The organism is Pseudomonas sp. R45(2017) (assembly GCF_002112305.1).
GTDB classification, from domain to species: Bacteria; Pseudomonadota; Gammaproteobacteria; order Pseudomonadales; family Pseudomonadaceae; genus Aquipseudomonas; species Aquipseudomonas paraglycinae.
Genome location: NZ_NEHH01000001.1, coordinates 388,800 through 409,092, shown reverse-complemented (window position 1 = coordinate 409,092; position 20,293 = coordinate 388,800). Strand labels below are relative to the sequence as shown.

The following is a 20,293-nucleotide window of genomic DNA, read 5'->3' as shown; positions in this document are numbered from 1 at the left end:
GGCGCAAGCAACAGGATCTCTGCGGTTTGCGCCATTTTTTCATCCCAACTTTCGAGGACCTGAATCATGTTGAAAGGCTACGGGGCTGTCATCCTCGATGGCGCTTGGCTGACGCTTCAGCTCGCCTTGTCGTCCATGGCCCTGGCCATCGTTCTCGGGCTGATCGGCGTCGCGTTGCGCCTGTCGCCGGTGCGCTGGCTGGCGTGGCTGGGCGATCTGTATTCCACGGTGATTCGCGGGATTCCCGACCTGGTGCTGATCCTGCTGATCTTCTACGGCGGTCAGGACCTGCTCAACCGCGTCGCACCGATGCTCGGCTATGACGACTACATCGACCTGAACCCGCTGGCCGCCGGTATCGGCACCCTCGGTTTCATCTTCGGTGCATACCTGTCGGAAACCTTCCGCGGCGCGTTCATGGCGATCCCCAAAGGTCAGGCCGAAGCCGGCATGGCGTACGGCATGAGCAGCTTCCAGGTGTTCTTCCGGGTGCTGGTGCCGCAGATGATTCGTCTGGCGATTCCGGGCTTCACCAACAACTGGCTGGTGTTGACCAAGGCCACCGCGCTGATTTCCGTGGTCGGTCTGCAAGACATGATGTTCAAGGCCAAGCAGGCGGCCGACGCCACCCGCGAGCCTTTCACCTTCTTCCTCGCAGTGGCGGCGATGTACCTGGTGATCACCAGTGTCTCGTTGCTGGCGCTGCGTCACCTTGAGAAGCGCTACTCGGTAGGCGTAAGGGCGGCTGATCTATGATCTTCGACTACAACGTCATTTGGGAGGCCCTGCCGCTGTACCTCGGCGGTCTGGTCACCACCCTCAAGTTGCTCGCGCTGTCGCTGTTCTTCGGTCTGCTCGCGGCCCTGCCGCTGGGCCTGATGCGTGTGTCCAAGAACGCTGTGGTCAACGGTGCGGCCTGGCTCTACACCTACGTGATTCGCGGCACGCCGATGCTGGTTCAACTGTTCCTGATCTACTACGGTCTGGCCCAGTTCGAAGCGGTGCGTGAAAGCTTCTTGTGGCCGTGGCTGTCCAGCGCAACGTTCTGTGCGTGCCTGGCGTTCGCGATCAACACCAGCGCCTACACCGCTGAAATCATCGCCGGCAGCCTGAAGGCCACGCCGAACGGCGAGATCGAAGCGGCCAAGGCCATGGGTATGTCGCGCGTCAAGATGTACAAGCGCATCCTGCTGCCATCGGCCCTGCGCCGGGCGCTGCCGCAGTACAGCAACGAAGTGATCATGATGCTGCAGACCACCAGTCTGGCGTCCATCGTGACCCTGATCGACATCACCGGCGCGGCCCGTACCGTCAACGCGCAGTTCTATCTGCCGTTCGAGGCGTACATCACCGCCGGCGTGTTCTACCTGTGCCTGACCTTCATTCTGGTGCGCCTGTTCAAGCTGGCCGAGCGTCGCTGGCTGAGCTATCTGGCCCCGAGGAAGCACTGATATGGAACGCATCGACCACGTTCTGCCGTGGAGCCACCTGGGCAGCGAGCGCCGGATTTCGGTATTTCGCTTCGGGAGCGGCGAGCGCAAGGCCTACATCCAGGCCAGCCTCCACGCTGACGAACTGCCCGGCATGCGCACCGCCTGGGAACTGAAAAAACGCCTCGGCGAGCTCGAAGCCAAGGGCCTGCTCAACGGCGTCATCGAACTGGTGCCGGTGGCCAATCCGCTGGGCCTCGGCCAGTTGCTGCAAGGCAACCATCAGGGCCGTTTCGAGGCCGGCAGCGGCAAGAATTTCAACCGTGATTTCGTCGAGCTCAGCGCCCCCGTGGCCGCCAGGCTGGAAGGACAACTCGGTGATGATCCGCGCGCCAACATCCGTTTGATCCGTCAGGCGATGGCCGATCATCTGGCCGAATTGCCTGAGGCGAGTAGCCAGTTGCAAGGCATGCAGCGCATCCTGCTGCAACACGCCGCCACCGCCGATGTGGTGCTGGACTTGCATTGCGACTGCGAAGCCGCGCTGCACATGTACGCCTTGCCGCAGCACTGGCCGCAGTGGCGTTCGCTCGCCGCGCACCTGGACGTGAAGGTCGGCCTGCTGGCGGAAGATTCCGGCGGCAGCTCGTTCGATGAAGCCTGTTCGCTGCCGTGGCTGCGTCTGTCGCGGCTGTTCCCGGACGCGCAGATTCCACTGGCGTGCCTGGCGACCACCGTTGAGCTCGGCGGTCAGGCTGACACCACGCCGGCGCAGGCCGAAGCCTGGGCAGCAGGCATTCTGGCGTTCCTCGCCGAGCAGGGCCTGATCCGTGGCGAGTGGCCGAGCGCGGCACACGAACCGTGCGAAGGCATGCCGTTCGAGGGCACTGAATTGCTCCTGCCGCCGCATCCTGGCGTGGTGAGTTTTCTGCGCAAGCCCGGCGAGTGGGTTGAAGCCGGTGACAAGATTTTCGAAGTGATCGATCCGCTGTCGGATCGGGTCAGCACGGTGTGTGCTGGTACGTCCGGGGTGCTGTTTGCCATTGAGCGGCTGCGTTACGCCCAACCCGGTTTCTGGCTGGCCAAAGTGGCGGGGCGCGATGCGCTGCGCGACGGCCCTTTGCTCAACGACTGACTGTTTTTGTGAGAACCGACCGCATGTACAAACTTGAAGTCCAAGACCTGCATAAACGCTATGGCAGTCACGAAGTGCTCAAGGGCGTTTCCCTGAAAGCGGCCGCCGGCGATGTGATCAGCATCATCGGCTCCAGTGGCTCCGGCAAAAGTACTTTCCTGCGCTGCATCAACCTGCTCGAGCAGCCGCACGCGGGCAAGATCCTGCTCAACAACGAAGAGTTGAAGCTGGTAGCGAACAAGGACGGCGCGCTGAAAGCCGCTGATCCGAAACAGCTGCAACGCATGCGTTCGCGCCTGTCGATGGTGTTCCAGCACTTCAACCTGTGGTCCCACATGACCGCGCTGGAAAACATCATGGAAGCGCCGGTTCACGTGCTGGGCGTGTCCAAGGCCGAAGCCCGCGAGAAAGCCGAACACTACCTGAACAAGGTCGGCGTGGCTCATCGCAAGGATGCGTTCCCGGGGCACATGTCCGGTGGCGAGCAGCAGCGCGTGGCAATCGCCCGTGCGCTGGCGATGGAACCGGAAGTGATGCTGTTCGACGAACCGACTTCCGCCCTCGACCCGGAACTGGTCGGCGACGTGCTGAAAGTCATGCAGGCCCTCGCTCAGGAAGGCCGGACCATGGTGGTGGTGACCCACGAAATGGGCTTCGCCCGTGAAGTGTCGAACCAGTTGGTGTTCCTGCACAAAGGCGTCGTCGAAGAAAGCGGCAACCCGCGTGAAGTGCTGGTCAATCCGCAGTCGGAACGTTTGCAACAATTCCTCTCGGGCAGCCTCAAGTAATCGCTCCCGTTATGCACCAGATTAGGTCATGCTGCGCAGCGCGCCAGATGGTCTAATTTGGTTGCAGCCGATTTCGGTTTTTCCCTCTGTTTACGTTTCGGATCGCCCGCCATGACTGCCCATCGAATTGGTTTCCTGATTTGGCCCAGCACTAAAGCTCTGACTTTGGCGCTGGCAGAGGAGGCCTTGCGTGTTGCCCAGCGTGTGCATCCGGACGTGGTTTACGAGTTGTCCTTCCTGCAGGCTGAAGCACCGGCCGAGGGTGAATGGCAACTGCCCGGCGAACCCTGGGCCGGCAAACTCGAAAACTTCCAGAAACTGTTCCTGCTTGCCGATGAGCCACCGACCACGTTGGCGCCGGCGCTCAGCAGCGCGCTCAAACAACTGGTGCGTGCCGGTTGTGTGATTGGCGGTCTGTCGGCCGGTGTGTACCCGCTGGCGCAACTCGGTCTGCTCGACGGTTATCGCGCGGCGGTGCACTGGCGCTGGCAGGACGATTTCGCCGAACGCTTCCCGAAAGTCATCGCCACCAGTCATCTGTTCGACTGGGATCGTGATCGCCTGACGGCGTGCGGCGGCATGTCGGTGCTCGATCTGTTGCTGGCGGTGCTGGCCCGCGATCATGGTGCGGAACTGGCCGGTGCGGTCTCTGAAGAACTGGTGGTCGAGCGCATCCGCGAAGGCGGCGAGCGTCAGCGCATTCCATTGCAGAACCGCCTCGGCTCCAGCCATCCGAAGCTCACTCAGGCGGTGCTGCTGATGGAAGCCAACATCGAAGAGCCGCTGACCACCGACGAAATCGCCCAGCATGTGTGCGTGTCCCGTCGCCAGCTGGAGCGGATCTTCAAGCAATACCTCAACCGCGTGCCGAGCCAGTACTACCTCGAGCTGCGCCTGAACAAGGCCCGGCAGATGTTGATGCAAACCAGCAAGTCGATCATCCAGATCGGCCTGTCGTGCGGTTTTTCCTCGGGACCGCATTTCTCCAGCGCCTATCGCAACTTCTTCGGCGCCACGCCGCGGGAAGACCGCAACCAGCGGCGCAGCAGCAGTCCGTTCGAACTGTCGTCGGTGCCGCCAGAGCGCGGTTGATCCCTCACCAATTACGCCATGGCATTGGCTGCCATGGCGCTGTATCGGTCAGTCCTCGATTTCCAGATCAGGCCTCATTTCAGCCGGGCGCGGTGCATCGTCGATGCCGGCGACGTTCAGGTTGTTGCCAGTCTCCTGATAGTAGGCCCGGATTCTTGCTTTGCTCTCGGTCGACAACGGGTTATCGCGCAAGTCGTAGCGGTCGCCGACTGCCGCGGGCACATCCATGATTTCTTCCGGCACGTCTGTGATCGCATTGCCGGACAGATCAATCTCGTTCCAGTGCAGGTTTTCCAGTACGCCTCGCGGTATTTCGGTAATTCCGGTATCGCTCAGGTCGAGGTCGGTCAGGCCATACAGGTTGCTGACGTCCGGCGTCAGCCCCAGCGGGTTGTCGCGCAGGTTGAGTACCTCGAGTTTGTCCATGCTCGCCAGTGCTGCTGCCGATTCGGGTGTCAGCCTGATTTTGCAGTCCGGCAGGCTCAGGGCGGTCAACTGATTCATGGTGAAAATATCCTCGGGAATATCGCCGAGATCGCATTCGCGAATGGCCAGGCTGTCCAGGCCGGGAAAAGCTTCAAGGAAGCGTCCGAGCCTTGATGAGTGGCTTTCACCCACCAGGAACAGGTCCGGCACGTAGGGCAATGGGGCGCCGAGTGTCGGCAACTCGCCGATGAAACTCACAGTGTGGCTGAACCCGAAACTGTCGAGACTCGAGTCCTCCATCGGGATCTGGCGCCAGCAGGTCAGCAGTGCTTCGGCGAACTGCGTACGCAGTTGTTCCTGACGTAGTCGCTCGGTTACGGGCAGCGGTTGGCCGTCAGGCGCACTCACAGGGACGTCGCTGCTCCAATGAGCGAGGCTGCGGGTGAGATCGCTCAGCGCCATTTCCCTTCTTGCTACTTCCTGACGGCCATCGGCCAACGTGCCGCTCAGGCGATAGAGGAAGGTGCTGGCCTGATCATCGTCCAGCGCCGGATAAAGCGTTTGCACCCGAGCCCGATCTGCCTCTTCGGCAAGCACGCCCAGATCACCCCCGGTGCGCCGGAAGTAATCCTTGATGCGCTCTCGCGACGCCGGGCTCAGAGGGTTGTTGCCAAAGTCGTAACCGTTACCGATTTCCGCCGGCAGGTTGAAAACTTCGTCAGGAATTTCGTTGAGCCGGTTGTTGTTGAGGATGACGATTTCAAGTTGCGGATGGTTGATCATTCCGTCGGGAATTTCGCTGATCGCGGTGCCGGCCAGATCGAGAAAATCCAGCGCTGGCAAGGAGCGGATGTCTGGCGCCAGTCCCAGAGGGTTGTTGTACAAGTCGAGTTTTTTCAATCGTGTCAGCGAAGCAAGGGTGGAACGGCCCTCGACATCCAGCGTCACCGCGCAATTGCTCAGTATCAGATTTTCCAGGGCTGGCATACGCCGGAACGAATCCGGTATTTGCTGCAATCCAAGATCGCGCAGCTCCAGTGTTTTCAGCCCTGAAAAGGCGTCGAAGAAGCCATCGCCGGCGCGCAATTGGGCGTTGCCGGTGATCGACAATGTAGTGACATGGCTGAAGTCAGCGCTCAGTGAGGGCAGCTCGCCGATGAAAGAGAGATTGAGGATCAGCCTGTCTGATCGCATCTCCGGTTGTGCGGTCGAGCGTGCGCGCCAGAACGCTTGCAGGTCACGGCGATATTGATCGCGGCCGGTGCGTTCAACGATTTTGTCCTCATCTGTGAGTGGCGTACCGGTTGACGGATGTTGCTCGGGAACCTCACTGACCCAACGGTTGAGGGGTGTATCGAGTTGCTGCCATTGCGTTTCCCACTGAGCGATTTGAAGTCGACCCTGAGCGACGGTTCCCGGCAACAAATACAACATTCGATTGGCTTGTTCGGCGTCGAGGGTCGGAAACAAAAGGCGCACGCGGTCGATGTCCGCCGTCGGCATCGGTACTCCAAAGTCTTGCCGGGTGTGCTGGTAGCGGGTCTTGATCCGCTCGCGAGTGGCGGGTGAAAACGGGTTTTCGCCAAGCATGAATTGGTTGGGTGAAAGCGCAGGGCGATCGAGCAGGCTGTCGGGAAGCTCGCTGATCCGGTTGTGTTCGAAGTTGGCCATGATCAGCGTCGGGTGCTCGACCAGGCCTTCCGGCAGATGAGAGATCCCGGTGTCGATCAGGCGCACGTGAGTCAGCGCCGGCAAGGTCTTCAACTCTGGTGCAGCGCCCAGCGGGTTGTGGCTCAGATTGAGGAACTGTAGACGGCTCATGGACGACAGGCGGGCCTGAGTCGGCGGCGTCAGGGTCAGCTCGCAGTACTCCAGCACCAGGCGCTCCAGCAACGGCATGCGTTCGCAAGCTTCGGGCAATTGCTCCAGTTTGAACTCGTGCAGTTCCAGATGACGCAGGCCGGTGAAAGGCCAAAGAAAAGCATCGATGCCGCTCAGGGCCGGATTGCCGTCAAGGGTCAGCTCGGCGATGTGGCTGAAGTCAGCCGACAGCACGGGCAAATCGCCAATGAACGGCAGCTCTGCGATCAGCACATTGCCCCTTTGCGTGGCTTTTTCGGCAAACCGGAAGCGCCACAGTTCTTCGATTCGTTGGGCAAACAGCTTTCTGTTGGTCTGCATCACGAACACCTGCCGGGGATTGAGCACCTGCCCCGTGTCCGGATGAATACTCGGCCCTGCCGCTGCCCACCGTGCAAGGTCGGCATTCAGTTGGCGGATTTCTGCCTGCCAGTGGCGCAGCTGGCTTCGGCCATGTTCAATCGAGCCCGGCAAGCTGTAGAACACATCGCTGGCGTCTTGCGCGTCGAGGTCGGGAAACAGCTGCTGGGTGGTTTCTATATCTGCAAGGTCGGCGAGTACGGCGAAATCCTGCCCGGTCTCGCGGTTGTATTGTTTGATCCGCTCGCGAGTGCTGGCGCTCAGTGGATTGTTCGAGAGGTCGTAGCCGTCACCGGCCTGAGCCGATAATTCAAACAGGCTCTCGGGTAATTCGGTGATCTGGTTTTCACTGAGGATCGCCGTCTTGAGCGTCGGATGGTCGATCAGGCCAGGCGGGACTTCCAGCAGGCCCGTGCGTGAAAGGTCGAGGTAGGTCAGCGAGTTCAGGGTTTGCAGATCGGGCACCAGATTCAGCGGATTGCCCGGTAACTCCAGTGATTCGAGTCTGGGCATTGCGGCCAGCGCTGTCAGTGATTCGGCTGTAAGGCTCACGCCACAGCTATCCAGCACCAGGACTTCCAGCGTCGACAGGTTTTTGAGCGTCTCGCTCAGTTGATCCAGTTGGCCGTTGCGAAAGAACAGCCGTTTGAGCCGGGAGAAACTTCGCAGAAACGCCGCGTCACCGCGCAAGCCTTTATTCCCGTTGATGGTCAGCGCAGTGATGTGATTGAAGTCCGCGCTCAGTATCGGAAGGTCACCAATGAATTTGGCCTCGGCCGTAAAAACATCGGCCCTGGCGTGCGGATGGATTTTCGAGCGGTGACGCCACAGGCGCAGCAGATTGCCGGCAAACGTCTCGCGTGCATCCTGTTCGGTGAAGCGTTCGTTGGCTTCCAGCATCGCGCCGCTGATCGGGTCGCGGTCGGGAATGTCTCGGGCCCAAAGATTCAGATCGGCACTCAGCGTGGCCAGCTCGGTTTCCCACGCCGTCAGTTGCAAGCGGCCCTGAACCAGTGAGCCGGGCAGGCGATAAATCAGGCCGCTGGCCTGGCCCTCGTCGATATCTGGAAACAGGGCCGTGGTGCGGTTGATATCGGCCTGTTCGGCGCGTACGCCAAAATTGACGCCGGTGCGGGTGAAACAGGTTTTTACCCGCTCGCGTGCGGCGGCAGTGAGTGGATTACCGGAAAAGTCGTATCCGGCAGCCGCAGCAGGCGAGAGTTCGAACAACGCTTCAGGCAGTGTGGTGATCCGGTTATCGGTCAGCCAGGCGCTCCTGATCTGCGGGTGATCGATCAAGCCGGGCGGGACTTCGGCAATCCCGGTGCGGGACAGGTTGAGGTAGGTCAGCGATGGCAGGAAGGTTAAATCGAAGCTGCTGCCGAGTGGGTTGTCCTTGAGATCCAGTTCAACCAGTTCATTGAGTGAAGTGAGCAGCGTCTGGTTTTCCGGGGTCAGGATTATTCCACACTTGCGCAGCCTTAACCGGCGCAGGGCGGGCAGGGTCGAGAGGTTCTGCGGCAGGGTGTGCAAGTCGAAGTTCTGCAGGTCGAGTCGGGATAAACGAGGGAAGCGTTCAATAAATGTTTCGATGCCTGCCGATGCTCCGCTGCCGCTCAGTTCCAGGCTGTTGACATGGCTGAAGTCTGCCGCCAGCACCGGCAGATCGCCCAGCAAGGGTTCGATAAAACGCATGCGATAGCCAAAGCGTTCCGGAGTCTCGCGGCGCCAGCAGCTGAGCAGGGTTCGGGCGAAAAGCTGTCGATCACGAGCGGCTGCAGCTCGTCGGGCGATAGACAGTTCCTGTCCGGTGGCGGGATCGATCCGTACGTCTCTCAGGCGCCATAGATCAAGGTCGTTTTCCAGGCGGGCGTATTCAAGGCGCAGTCGTGACAGCTCGGCGATCGGATTCTCCAGATGGTTTTGCAGGCGTTGCACCATGGCCTGCAGGCCTTCTTGAGTGATCCCGGGAAAAACATCGCGCACCCGCATGTCCAGGGTCGGCGGAGAACCATCGGGTGACAGATTGCGTGAGTAACCGTCAGTGCCCAGCAGGCGCAAAGTGTCGACGTCGGTGGCGGGAGAGGATTCGACCGCCAGTGTGAGTCGCAGACTGTCGCGTGGCAGAGGATTGTCGCGAATGAGCTGGCGGAGCTTTTGTCCTTCGCCGATTTGCAGATTCAACGCCTGACGTCGGTCGTCGGGCAGGGCTTGCAGCACGCTGGTGTAGAAATCCGTCGGGCCGTGCAATTCCAGTCCGGCCTGATCAAACGGCTGCCACGTGCCATCGGCTCGGCGTACCAGGATTTTTTCGATAGGGGCGCCCATGGGACCGGTGGTGTCGAGCCGCTTTCCTGCGAACGATTGGTCACGCACTTCAAGGCTGACGGTGTCTGACCAGCCCGGCAGCAGCGGCAGGCTGTGCAGCGCCAAAGTCTCGGAATCCTGGTTATGCACCGAATCGATTTCCAGTCCTTCATAAGCCCGGGTGATGCGTAGCTCGTGCAATGCGGTTTCAGAGAGCTGTTGCTGACGCTCTGGAAGCACGTCTTCACTCAGCTGCATCAGCTCGGTGCCGGTGGCAGTGTGAATGAGTTCTTCGGTGATCCTGACAGGCAGGTTCGGTACGTGTCGCGCCACCTGTTTCACCAGCGGTGTAGCGCGATGCTGGCTTGACTCATAGCGTTGTTCGAACAGGGCAGGGCGCTGTTGCCTGGCAATCTGCGCGAGTCGGCTGCGAAGTTGACGGACGCGTGCATCCAGGGCGATTTTTTGCCCGAATTCTTCATTGAAAAGGGTGTTGATTTCGGTTTCATCGAGAGCCCGCAGCAATGTCTTGAGCAGGTCGTCGTCGATCAGACGATTAACGTGAACGTCCGTTAGCGGGAGCTGCACATCATCGGAGGATTGCCAGAGCGTCGCTCCCTCGGCATCGATCAGGCGCAGCCTTCTGGTTTTCGGCCACAAGCCTTGTTCGTTCAGCAATTGCAGCTGGATCAGCGGATCTGCCTCGCGATAAACCGTTGGCTCGTCGCTGGTGATCTGCTCGATGAACGCCTGCAAGTCCCGATCGATCCTGAAACGCTCAATGGTGTCGGCCAGCAGTGGCGGAACACGCTCCTGATTCATGTGCATTTTGCGCAAACCGTCTTCGGTGTAGCCGCTGATTTTCAGAATGCGTTCGCGCTGCGCCGGGGTAAATGACTCCACGCTGTGGCCGATTCGCTGCAACGCCGTGGCGGTGTCCCATCGCAGCGGATTTTCCAGCTCGGTGTGAAAAGCCCCTTCGCCGTTATGCCGCACGACAGGTTCGTAGGTGTCGGTGCGTGAGGGGTGTTCGATGCGCAGTTGACCCGGTATCTCGTGATCGTTGACCGCGTAGTGCGTCTGATCCAGCGGTAGCAGTTTTTTGCCCTGATGCCAGTGCAGACCCTGGGCGTCGGGCAGGGAGCCTGCCGCTGGCAGGGTGTCACGGGCGTAGCTGCTCAGATCCGGCTTCCAGTACAGGGTTTTGCCGTTGCGCAGTTTCACGGGTTGAAACCGATCCATGAATGCCACCACTTCGGGCGGCAGTACCTTGGGCAGTTCGGCCATGGCGACACTGGTGCCAATCCCGAAAGCACCCAGCTGAATCAGTGATTCCAGTGCAGCGAAGTAGTGCGCACAGGCTTCAGTGGATTGGTCTTCGGCCAAATCGACATAGAACGTGAAAAGCTCGTCGAGCAGCTGATAGGTGATGTACGCCATCATCATTTCACCCAGAAACGGCACGAACGGCAGAACGACGAACGCGGCGATTTCCAGGATCGACGTTGCGACACTGACAAACGAATCCCAGCGCCTCCAGCGTGCATTGCGATCAACCATGGCAGTGGGAACAGCGATCACTGCGGCATCGTTGAGGATCTTGTTGAGCTTGCGCTGATAAAGATGTTCCCAGAGTTCACCGGCGATGGGGGTGGCCAAGAATTGCAGGTCGGGCCTTTCGATAAGGGTGTCGCGCCACGACGGCATTTGACTGCCGGTCTGTGGCGGATGCCATTTCACTTTGCTCAGACGTTGCTTGAGCTGGCCGAAAAATTGTCCACGTTGTTCGTGTGTGACGAAGCGGCTGAAGAATCGCTGGTACTCCGTATCGCGCAGCTGTCGGATCAGTTCGTGTGCGAGGTCGCCCGTGGAGAGGTATTCCTTGATCGGATGATCGGGGTCGTCTGGTATGTAAGCCACCACTGCAACGGCGGTTTTCGCGCTTTCAAGGTCAGGTGCAAACACCAGGATTCCGGTCAGTGCGACCGACATCATCGTCAAATCGTGGCACAGCATGGGCTGACCGTTCATCAAAACCACGGATGTCCCGTCCAGCAGACTTTCAATCGAATGCAGATTCGCTTCTCCGATGTCGCCATTCATCCGCGCCAGCTTCAGTGCGGCGCGCAGTGCGGTTTTCTGCGCGGTATTGACCTTGTGCCGCAGCACCGAAGCTGCCACCGGGTTGGCGAGCGCGAGACTTTCCTCCAGGTAGGTTTTGTAGCGAGCACCGATATCCAGTTCCCGGCACAGTCGGCTGAAGGCTGGAATGCCGGGTTCTGCATTAAGTGGCGCCAGTGTCTCGAATTGTCCGGTCCCGGTCGGGCGGGTGATGAACGAGGAGCCGCTGGCGTAGGCCCCGGGTTCTGTTTCGCCCGCCTCGAAGTTATGCAATGCCGCGTCCAGCAGCGACACCGTCCACGTCCGGGTGCCGGTGGTAATGCCTGCGGCCTTCACCGGGATGTACAACTGCAGAAAGGTTTCCTTGACGTTCAGCTCGAGGTCGAAACGCGTTTTCAGCGCCTCGGTCAGGATGGGCTCGGCGAAGGTGCTGGCGTTCTGTACCCGTTCGAGCATTTGATCGACGGCGTTCTGCGCGGTCATGTGCTGCGTTATGGCGTTTCTGAGCGCTTGATGTTGATCAACGGGTGCTGACTTGATCGGTTCGGGGAGCGCGCGATGGCTGTTCTTCAAGGCGGCGCGCCGGGCGGGCGACGCCTTGCCCAGCCATTCGGGGATCGCGTTCACCAGCGGTTCATAGTGGGAAGCGGGGCTTTGTGCGGTCGCACCGGGCGTGGGCGAACTGGCGGGCGATTGCCCGGTGGTGGATGGCATCGTTGGCGTCCTTGAGCGTCGAAAAAGAGCTCAAGCAGAGCAAAATGCATCTTGTGTCAGGTGGTACATATGTATGACAGGCCATCCCGCCGCAATTGATATGCTCGCAGGCCTGCTGAAATGGCTGGCGGCAGTTTAAACTGCGCCTTTGCGACGCTATATGTCGCATTGCCGTAAACCCGGGAAAAACCGGGGTTTGCGCTATAAGAAGTTGTCGCTTGGCGACAAGGCCGGGCACAAAACTGTCCTTACAATCCCCCCATCGCTCGCCAGTTTCAGGCGGGTGGCCCTCATCAGGAGACTCCGATGTCCGTTGAGCACGCTGCGGTACAACGCGCCGATTTCGACCAGGTTATGGTTCCCAACTACGCGCCTGCCGCTTTCATCCCGGTGCGTGGCGCCGGTTCCCGCGTCTGGGATCAGGCCGGCCGCGAGCTGATCGACTTCGCCGGCGGCATCGCCGTCAACGTATTGGGCCATGCGCACCCGGCGCTGATCGGTGCCTTGACCGAGCAAGCGAACAAGCTGTGGCACGTGTCCAACGTGTTCACCAACGAGCCTGCGCTGCGTCTGGCGCACAAGCTGATCGACGCCACCTTTGCCGAGCGCGTGTTCTTCTGCAACTCCGGCGCCGAAGCCAACGAGGCCGCCTTCAAGCTGGCCCGTCGCGTCGCGTTCGACCGTTTCGGCACCGAGAAGTACGAAATCATCGCCGCGCTCAACAGCTTCCACGGCCGCACCCTGTTCACCGTGAACGTCGGTGGCCAGTCGAAGTACTCCGACGGTTTCGGCCCGAAAATCACCGGCATCACTCACGTGCCGTACAACGATCTGGCGGCGCTGAAAGCCGCTGTTTCGGACAAGACCTGCGCGGTCGTTCTGGAGCCGATCCAGGGCGAGGGCGGCGTGCTGCCGGCCGAGCTGGCTTACCTGCAAGGTGCCCGTGAACTGTGCGACGCGAACAACGCGCTGCTGGTGTTCGACGAAGTGCAGACTGGCATGGGCCGTACCGGCAACCTGTTCGCCTACCAGCATTACGGCGTGACCCCGGACATCCTGACCAGCGCCAAGAGCCTGGGCGGCGGTTTCCCGATCGCCGCGATGCTGACCACCGAAGCGCTGGCCAAGCATCTGGTCGTCGGCACGCACGGCACCACATACGGCGGCAACCCGCTGGCGTGCGCCGTGGCTGAAGCGGTGATCGACGTGATCAACACCCCTGAGGTGCTGAACGGCGTCAACGCCAAGCACGACAAGTTCAAGACCCGCCTGCAACAGATCGGCGAGAAGTACGGCCTGTTCACCCAGGTGCGCGGTCTCGGTCTGCTGATCGGTTGCGTGCTGAGCGATGCCTGGAAAGGCAAGGCCAAGGACATCTTCAACGCCGCTGAACAAGAAGGCCTGATGATTCTGCAGGCCGGCCCGGACGTGATCCGTTTCGCCCCGAGCCTGGTGGTTGAAGACGCGGACATCGACGCCGGTCTGGATCGCTTCGAACGTGCTGCAGCGAAACTGACCCAAGCCTGATTCATGCAAGACCGCCCGGCGTCTGTCGTGATCGACAGGCGCCGGGACCATTTTCCTGTGCCGGGCCTGCCCGGCATTTTTTTCCCGAGTCGGCGCTTTCGCCGACCTGAAGTAGAGAAAGGAGTGACACCATGCTGGTGATGCGCCCCGCGCAAATGGCTGATCTGGGCGAGGTACAGCGTCTGGCTGCGGACAGCCCGATTGGTGTCACTTCCTTGCCGGATGACGTTGAACGCCTGAGCGACAAGATCGCTGCGAGCGAAGCCTCGTTTGCCGCCGAAGTGAGCTTCAACGGCGAAGAGAGTTACTTCTTCGTCCTCGAAGACACCGCCACCGGCAAACTGGTGGGCTGCTCGGCAATCGTTGCTTCGGCCGGTTATTCCGAGCCGTTCTACAGCTTTCGCAACGAGACCTTCGTGCACGCTTCCCGCGAGCTGAAGATCCACAACAAGATCCACGTGCTTTCGCAGTGCCACGACCTGACCGGCAACAGCTTGCTGACCAGTTTCTACGTGCAGCGCGAGCTGGTGGGTTCCCCGTGGTCTGAGCTCAACTCCCGTGGTCGTCTGCTGTTCGTCGCCAGCCATCCTGAGCGGTTCGCCGATTCGGTGGTGACCGAGATCGTCGGTTACAGCGACGAGAACGGCGACTCGCCATTCTGGGACGCCATCGGTCGCAACTTCTTCGACCTGAACTACGCCGAGGCCGAGCGTCTGTGTGGCCTGAAAAGCCGGACGTTCCTCGCCGAGCTGATGCCGCATTACCCGATCTACGTGCCGCTGCTGCCGGACTCCGCTCAGGAAGCGATGGGCCAGGTACACCCGCGTGCGCAGATCACCTTCGACATCCTGATGCGCGAAGGCTTCGAGACCGATCACTACATCGACATCTTCGACGGTGGCCCGACCCTGCATGCGCGTGTTTCGGGGATCCGTTCGATCGCCCAGAGCCGCGTGGTGCCGGTGAAACTCGGCGAGCCGGTCAAAGGTGCCGGTCGCCAGTATCTGGTGGCCAACGCCCAGTTGCAGGATTACCGCGCGGTATTGCTTGAACTGGATTACGCGCCGGGCAAACCGGTGACTCTGGATCTGGAAGCGGCCGAAGCCCTGGGCGTCGGTGAAGGTGCCAGCGTGCGCCTGGTGGCGGTTTAACGCCTTAGCGAGTTTCACGGGTGGCCACGGCGGCCCGTTTGAGGAGATAGCATGATTGTTCGTCCCGTACGCAGCAGCGATTTGTCCGCTCTGATCGACCTGGCCCGCAGCACCGGCACTGGCCTGACCACCTTGCCGGCCAACGAAGAGCGCCTGACCCACCGGGTCGGCTGGGCCGAGAAGACCTTTCGCGGTGAAGCCGGCCGTGGCGACGCGGACTACCTGTTCGTGCTCGAAGACGACAACGGTCGCGTGGTGGGGATTTCCGCCATCGCCGGCGCCGTCGGTCTGCGCGAGCCTTGGTACAACTTCCGTGTCGGCCTGACCGTCAGCGCCTCGCAGGAACTGAACATCTATCGCGAGATCCCGACGCTGTTCCTGGCCAACGACCTGACCGGCAACTCCGAGCTGTGCTCGCTGTTCCTGCACGCCGATTACCGCACCGGCCTCAACGGTCGCATGCTGTCCAAGGCGCGGATGCTGTTCATCGCCGAATTCCCGCAACTGTTCGGCAACAAGATCATCGCCGAGATGCGCGGTGTGTCGGATGACGCTGGCCGTTCGCCGTTCTGGGAAAGCCTGGGGCGTCACTTCTTCAAGATGGAATTCAGCCAGGCCGATTACCTGACCGGTGTCGGCAACAAGGCGTTCATTGCCGAACTGATGCCGAAATTCCCGCTGTACACCTGCTTCCTGTCGCCGGACGCGCGCAACGTCATCGGCCAGGTGCACCCGGACACCGAGCCGGCGCTGGCGATGCTCAAGAGCGAAGGTTTCAGTTATCAGGGTTACGTCGACATCTTCGATGCCGGCCCGGCCATCGAGTGCGAGACCAGCAAGATCCGCGCGGTGCGTGACAGCGAAGCGCTGGTGCTGGCCATCGGCACGCCGGGCGACGACGCCACGCCGTTCATCATCCATAACCGCAAACGCGAAGACTGCCGCATCACGGCGGCGCCGGCCCGTCTGGCCGCCGGCACGCTGGTGGTCGATCCGCTGACCGCCAAACGTCTTCAACTCAACGCTGGCGATCAGGTTCGCGCCGTGGCGTTGTCTGCTGCCCGGGAGTCGAAATAATGAATTCGCTATACATCGCAGGTGAGTGGCTGGCCGGTCAGGGCGAGGCCTTTCAATCGCTGAACCCGGTGACCCAGCAAGTGCTGTGGTCGGGGGAGGGCGCCACTGCCGCTCAGGTCGAGTCGGCCGTGCAGGCTGCGCGTCAGGCGTTCCCGGGCTGGGCCCGTCGTACCCTGGAAGATCGCATCAGCGTGCTCGAAGCGTTCGCCGCTGCGCTGAAAAACCACGCTGACGAGCTGGCCCGCACCATCGGTGAGGAAACCGGCAAACCGCTGTGGGAAGCCGCGACCGAAGTCACCAGCATGGTCAACAAGATTGCGATCTCGGTGCAGAGCTACCGCGAACGTACCGGCGAGAAGAGCGGCCCGCTGGGCGACGCCACCGCCGTGTTGCGCCACAAGCCCCACGGCGTGGTCGCGGTGTTCGGCCCTTACAACTTCCCAGGTCATTTGCCGAACGGCCACATCGTGCCGGCGCTGCTGGCCGGTAACAGCGTGCTGTTCAAGCCAAGCGAGCTGACCCCGAAAGTCGCCGAGCTGACGGTCAAGTGCTGGATCGAAGCCGGTCTTCCGGCCGGCGTGCTGAACCTGCTGCAAGGCGCCCGCGAAACCGGGATCGCTCTGGCGGCGAACCCGGGCATCGACGGTCTGTTCTTCACCGGTTCAAGCCGTACTGGCAATCACCTGCACCAGCAGTTCGCCGGTCGCCCGGACAAGATCCTCGCGCTGGAAATGGGTGGTAACAACCCGCTGGTGGTCGATCAGGTCGCCGACCTCGACGCCGCGGTGTACACGATCATTCAGTCGGCGTTCATTTCTGCCGGTCAGCGTTGCACCTGCGCCCGTCGTCTGCTGGTGCCGGAAGGCGCGTGGGGCGACAGCCTGCTCAAGCGTCTGGTGGAAGTCAGCTCGACCATAGAGGTCGGCGCGTTCGATCAGCAGCCGGCACCGTTCATGGGCTCGGTGGTTTCCCTTGGTGCGGCGAAAGCGTTGATGGATGCCCAGGCGCATCTGCTGGCCAATGGCGCGGTGTCGTTGCTGGCGATGACGCAGCCGCAGGCCCAGTCGGCGCTGCTGACCCCAGGCATCGTGGATGTGACGGCGGTTGCCGATCGCTCCGACGAAGAACTGTTCGGCCCGTTGCTGCAAGTGATCCGCTACGCCGATTTCGCGGCGGCGATTGCCGAAGCCAACGACACAGCATTTGGTCTGGCCGCAGGTCTGCTGTCGGATTCCGAAGAGCGCTACCAGCAGTTCTGGCTGGAAAGCCGTGCCGGGATCGTCAACTGGAACAAGCAGCTGACCGGTGCTGCGAGCAGCGCACCGTTCGGCGGTGTCGGCGCCTCGGGCAACCACCGCGCCAGTGCCTACTACGCGGCGGATTACTGCGCGTACCCGGTGGCCTCGCTGGAAACTCCAAGTCTGGTGTTGCCGGCGGCCCTGACGCCTGGCGTGAAGATGGCGTGATGCTAATCGCCAGCCTGCTGGCGATGGCCGCGCCGCGGTCTCAAAGAATAGTTACTGAAGCCTATAACAACAGATTCTCGTGGAGCCTCGCTGATGAAATCCTATGAAGTCAATTTTGACGGTCTAGTGGGGCCGACCCATAACTACGGTGGTCTGTCCTACGGCAACGTTGCGTCCCAGAGCAACAGCCAGCAGTCTTCGAACCCGAAGGAAGCGGCGCTGCAAGGCCTGGCGAAAATGAAAGCGCTGATGGAAATGGGCTTTCAGCAGGGCGTTCTCGCACCGCAAGAGCGTCCGGATGTGGCTGCCTTGCGCCGTCTGGGTTTCAGCGGCACCGACGCTCAGGTGATCGAGCGTGCCGCCAAAGAAGCGATGCCGCTGCTGGTCGCCAGTTGCTCCGCGTCGAGCATGTGGGTGGCCAACGCCGCCACGGTCAGCCCGAGTGCCGACACCGCTGACGGTCGCGTGCACTTCACCGCCGCCAACCTGAACTGCAAATACCACCGCAGTATCGAGCACCCGACCACCAGTCGTGTGCTGGGCGCGATGTTCGCCAATCAGCAGCACTTCGCGCACCACGCCGCATTGCCGGCGGTGGCGCAGTTCGGTGACGAAGGCGCGGCCAACCACACGCGATTCTGCCGTGAGTACGGCGAGGCCGGTGTCGAGTTCTTCGTGTTCGGTCGCAGTGCGTTCGACACCCGCTACCCGGCGCCGCAGAAATACCCGGCGCGTCAGACCCTCGAAGCGTCGCAAGCGGTCGCTCGTTTGCACGGCCTGCGTGACGACGGCGTGGTCTACGCGCAACAGAATCCTGCGGTGATCGATCAGGGCGTGTTCCACAACGACGTGATCGCGGTGGGCAACGGCGAGGTGCTGTTCTATCACGAGGACGCGTTCCTCGACACCGATCAGATGCTGGCTGAGCTGCAAGCCAAACTGGCCAAGGTCGGCGGCAACTTCCAGTCGGTCTGCGTGCCGCGTTCGGCGGTCACCGTCGACGACGCCGTGCGTTCCTACCTTTTCAACAGCCAGCTGCTGTCGCGTCCTGACGGTTCGATGCTGCTGATCGTGCCGGAAGAGTGCCGTGGCAACGAGCGCGTGTGGAATTACCTGCAAAGCCTGACCAGCTCCGGCGGCCTGATCCGTGAAGTAAAAGTCTTCGACCTCAAGCAAAGCATGCAGAACGGCGGTGGCCCGGCGTGCCTGCGTCTGCGTGTCGCGCTCAACGAAACCGAGCTGGCGGCCGTCAACCCAGGGGTTATCATGACCGCCCCGTTGTACGGTTCGTTGACCGAATGGGTTGAAAAGCACTACCGCGACCGCCTGACCGAAAGTGACCTGGCGGATCCGCAGTTGCTGCTTGAATGCCGGACGGCACTGGATGAACTGACGCAAATCCTTAAACTGGGCGCGGTTTATCCATTCCAGATCAATTGATGGCCGGCGCGCCGCCTGAACGTGGCGCGCGGCTTGTCTCCCCAACAGAGCGTAAAAAAGACATGAGCGATTCCCTGCGGCTGATCCTTGAAGACACCGACGGCAAGCAACTGGAAACTTCCTGCACCCGCGTCGCGGTCATGTGGCAAGGCAAAGAGCTGTGGATCCAGCAGGACGGCCGCGGCCAACTGTTGATCGGCGTGGACGTCGAAGAGGGCGACGAAGAGTACGCCAACCTGCTGTTGCGCCCATTGGCGACTAATCTGGTAAGTCTGCAACTGGAGATGGAACCGGCTGACCTCGGCGACGATGACGGTCACGTGCACGGCCCGGATTGCAATCACGACCACTAAGGAAACCGCTCTATGCTCGCCCTCGGCAAACTGCTTGAACTGACCCTCGCCGGCCGCGAACCGGCGGAGAAGACTCAACTGACTGTCGAAGGCGTGCGCATGCGCTGGTTGAGCGAGGGGGCGCTGGAAGTCCGGCCACCCGAAGCGCGCGACAATGGCCTGGATCTGCTGCTGTCGGCAGGTATCCACGGCAATGAAACGGCACCGATCGAATTGCTCGACCGGTTGCTGCATGACATCGCCCGCGGCGATCTGAAGCCGCGCGCACGCATTCTGTTCCTGTTCGGCAACCCGGAAGCGATTCGCAAGGGCGAACGTTTCGTCGAGCAGGACGTCAATCGGCTGTTCAACGGCCGTCACGAACAAAGCAGCGGTTCCGAAGCCCTGCGCGCCTGCGAGCTGGAACGTCTGGCGGCAAGCTTCTTCAGCCTTCCTGACCGTCAGCGCCTGCACTACGACCTGCACACCGCAATTCGCGGTTCGAAAATCGAGCAGTTCGCCTTGTATCCGTGGAAGGAAGGTCGCCAGCATTCCCGTCTTGAGCTGGCCCGCCTGCGCGCGGCCGGCATGGAGGCGGTGCTGTTGCAGAACAAGCCGTCGATCGTGTTCAGCTCCTACACCTACGACAAGCTGGGGGCCGAGTCCTTCACGCTGGAGCTGGGCAAGGCGCGGCCGTTCGGGCAGAACGCCGGGGTCAATGTGTCACTGCTGGAAACCCGCCTGAAGCAGATCATCGAAGGCACTGAGCCGGAAATGGCAGAGCAGGACCTGGACGGTCTGCAACTGTTCAGCGTGGCACGGGAAATCATCAAGCACAGCGATGCGTTCCGCCTGAACCTGCCGGCGGACATCGAAAACTTTTCGGAACTGGATGTGGGTTATGTGCTGGCCGAAGACCTGGCCAATACCCGCTGGATCATCGAAGAGCAGGGCGCGCGGATCATCTTCCCCAACCCCAAGGTCAAGAACGGCCTGCGGGCGGGCATTCTGATCGTGCCGACCACTGACGAAAATCTTGCCTGAAACTGAACCTCCCCCACGCCGCG

The 20,293-nt window shown here is 61.2% G+C and carries 13 protein-coding genes; 12 read left to right on the top strand and 1 reads right to left on the bottom strand.

Annotated features, from left to right (window positions below; all coding sequences use genetic code 11):
- Window positions 1-66 precede the first annotated feature (66 nt).
- The 5 genes from CAF74_RS01950 (at window position 67) to argR (ending at window position 4,445) form a co-directional block, all read left to right on the top strand.
- Window positions 67-756, top strand: a complete 690-nt coding sequence (locus CAF74_RS01950; RefSeq protein WP_007951063.1) for an ABC transporter permease — start codon at window positions 67-69, stop codon at window positions 754-756.
- Window positions 753-1,451, top strand: coding sequence for an ABC transporter permease (locus CAF74_RS01945; RefSeq protein ID WP_085697085.1), 699 nt, complete (start codon window positions 753-755; stop codon window positions 1,449-1,451). The genes CAF74_RS01950 and CAF74_RS01945 overlap by 4 nt, the downstream gene beginning before the upstream one ends.
- Before the next feature lies 1 nt (window position 1,452).
- Complete coding sequence (locus CAF74_RS01940) at window positions 1,453-2,565, top strand: succinylglutamate desuccinylase/aspartoacylase family protein (RefSeq protein WP_085745133.1); 1,113 nt, start codon at window positions 1,453-1,455, stop codon at window positions 2,563-2,565.
- A gap of 23 nt (window positions 2,566-2,588) precedes the next feature.
- Complete coding sequence (locus CAF74_RS01935; RefSeq protein ID WP_003227281.1) at window positions 2,589-3,353, top strand: ABC transporter ATP-binding protein; 765 nt, start codon at window positions 2,589-2,591, stop codon at window positions 3,351-3,353.
- Between the two features lie 111 nt (window positions 3,354-3,464).
- Window positions 3,465-4,445 carry a transcriptional regulator ArgR gene (gene argR, locus CAF74_RS01930; RefSeq protein WP_011335538.1) on the top strand — a complete coding sequence of 327 codons (981 nt, stop codon included), beginning with the start codon at window positions 3,465-3,467 and terminating at the stop codon, window positions 4,443-4,445.
- A gap of 48 nt (window positions 4,446-4,493) precedes the next feature.
- Here argR and CAF74_RS01925 read toward each other — a convergent pair whose 3' ends face one another.
- The gene (locus CAF74_RS01925) at window positions 4,494-12,233 is read right to left on the bottom strand and encodes a dermonecrotic toxin domain-containing protein (protein WP_085745132.1); all 7,740 of its coding nucleotides are present in this window, start codon (window positions 12,231-12,233) and stop codon (window positions 4,494-4,496) included.
- Between the two features lie 306 nt (window positions 12,234-12,539).
- On the opposite strand from CAF74_RS01925, the gene CAF74_RS01920 reads away from it, so the two are divergent.
- The 7 genes from CAF74_RS01920 (at window position 12,540) to astE (ending at window position 20,270) form a co-directional block, all read left to right on the top strand.
- Window positions 12,540-13,760 carry an aspartate aminotransferase family protein gene (locus CAF74_RS01920; RefSeq protein ID WP_085745131.1) on the top strand — a complete coding sequence of 407 codons (1,221 nt, stop codon included), beginning with the start codon at window positions 12,540-12,542 and terminating at the stop codon, window positions 13,758-13,760.
- 131 nt (window positions 13,761-13,891) lie between these two features.
- On the top strand, window positions 13,892-14,911 hold the full coding sequence (gene aruF, locus CAF74_RS01915; RefSeq protein ID WP_011335535.1) for an arginine/ornithine succinyltransferase subunit alpha: 1,020 nt from the start codon (window positions 13,892-13,894) through the stop codon (window positions 14,909-14,911).
- Between the two features lie 51 nt (window positions 14,912-14,962).
- Window positions 14,963-15,988 carry an arginine N-succinyltransferase gene (gene astA, locus CAF74_RS01910; protein WP_064598805.1) on the top strand — a complete coding sequence of 342 codons (1,026 nt, stop codon included), beginning with the start codon at window positions 14,963-14,965 and terminating at the stop codon, window positions 15,986-15,988.
- The gene (astD, locus tag CAF74_RS01905; protein WP_164872184.1) at window positions 15,985-17,454 is read left to right on the top strand and encodes a succinylglutamate-semialdehyde dehydrogenase; all 1,470 of its coding nucleotides are present in this window, start codon (window positions 15,985-15,987) and stop codon (window positions 17,452-17,454) included. The genes astA and astD overlap by 4 nt, the downstream gene beginning before the upstream one ends.
- A 93-nt stretch (window positions 17,455-17,547) precedes the next feature.
- The gene (gene astB, locus CAF74_RS01900; RefSeq protein ID WP_085745129.1) at window positions 17,548-18,894 is read left to right on the top strand and encodes an N-succinylarginine dihydrolase; all 1,347 of its coding nucleotides are present in this window, start codon (window positions 17,548-17,550) and stop codon (window positions 18,892-18,894) included.
- 62 nt (window positions 18,895-18,956) lie between these two features.
- Window positions 18,957-19,247 (top strand): hypothetical protein, encoded by a 291-nt coding sequence (locus tag CAF74_RS01895; RefSeq protein ID WP_064598799.1) that lies wholly within the window; start codon window positions 18,957-18,959, stop codon window positions 19,245-19,247.
- A 12-nt stretch (window positions 19,248-19,259) separates the two neighbouring features.
- Window positions 19,260-20,270 carry a succinylglutamate desuccinylase gene (astE, locus tag CAF74_RS01890; protein WP_085745128.1) on the top strand — a complete coding sequence of 337 codons (1,011 nt, stop codon included), beginning with the start codon at window positions 19,260-19,262 and terminating at the stop codon, window positions 20,268-20,270.
- Window positions 20,271-20,293: the final 23 nt, after the last annotated feature.

What these genes read in the sequence shown, in the direction of transcription:
- CAF74_RS01940 (WP_085745133.1), top strand. Translation starts at nt 1,453, where the DNA reads ATGGAACGCATCGACCACGTTCTGCCGTGGAGCCACCTGGGCAGCGAG.
- CAF74_RS01950 (WP_007951063.1), top strand. Translation starts at nt 67, where the DNA reads ATGTTGAAAGGCTACGGGGCTGTCATCCTCGATGGCGCTTGGCTGACG.
- aruF (WP_011335535.1), top strand. Translation starts at nt 13,892, where the DNA reads ATGCTGGTGATGCGCCCCGCGCAAATGGCTGATCTGGGCGAGGTACAG.
- CAF74_RS01935 (WP_003227281.1), top strand. Translation starts at nt 2,589, where the DNA reads ATGTACAAACTTGAAGTCCAAGACCTGCATAAACGCTATGGCAGTCAC.
- CAF74_RS01945 (WP_085697085.1), top strand. Translation starts at nt 753, where the DNA reads ATGATCTTCGACTACAACGTCATTTGGGAGGCCCTGCCGCTGTACCTC.
- CAF74_RS01920 (WP_085745131.1), top strand. Translation starts at nt 12,540, where the DNA reads ATGTCCGTTGAGCACGCTGCGGTACAACGCGCCGATTTCGACCAGGTT.
- argR (WP_011335538.1), top strand. Translation starts at nt 3,465, where the DNA reads ATGACTGCCCATCGAATTGGTTTCCTGATTTGGCCCAGCACTAAAGCT.
- astE (WP_085745128.1), top strand. Translation starts at nt 19,260, where the DNA reads ATGCTCGCCCTCGGCAAACTGCTTGAACTGACCCTCGCCGGCCGCGAA.
- astB (WP_085745129.1), top strand. Translation starts at nt 17,548, where the DNA reads ATGAAATCCTATGAAGTCAATTTTGACGGTCTAGTGGGGCCGACCCAT.
- CAF74_RS01925 (WP_085745132.1), bottom strand. Translation starts at nt 12,233, where the DNA reads ATGCCATCCACCACCGGGCAATCGCCCGCCAGTTCGCCCACGCCCGGT.
- CAF74_RS01895 (WP_064598799.1), top strand. Translation starts at nt 18,957, where the DNA reads ATGAGCGATTCCCTGCGGCTGATCCTTGAAGACACCGACGGCAAGCAA.
- astA (WP_064598805.1), top strand. Translation starts at nt 14,963, where the DNA reads ATGATTGTTCGTCCCGTACGCAGCAGCGATTTGTCCGCTCTGATCGAC.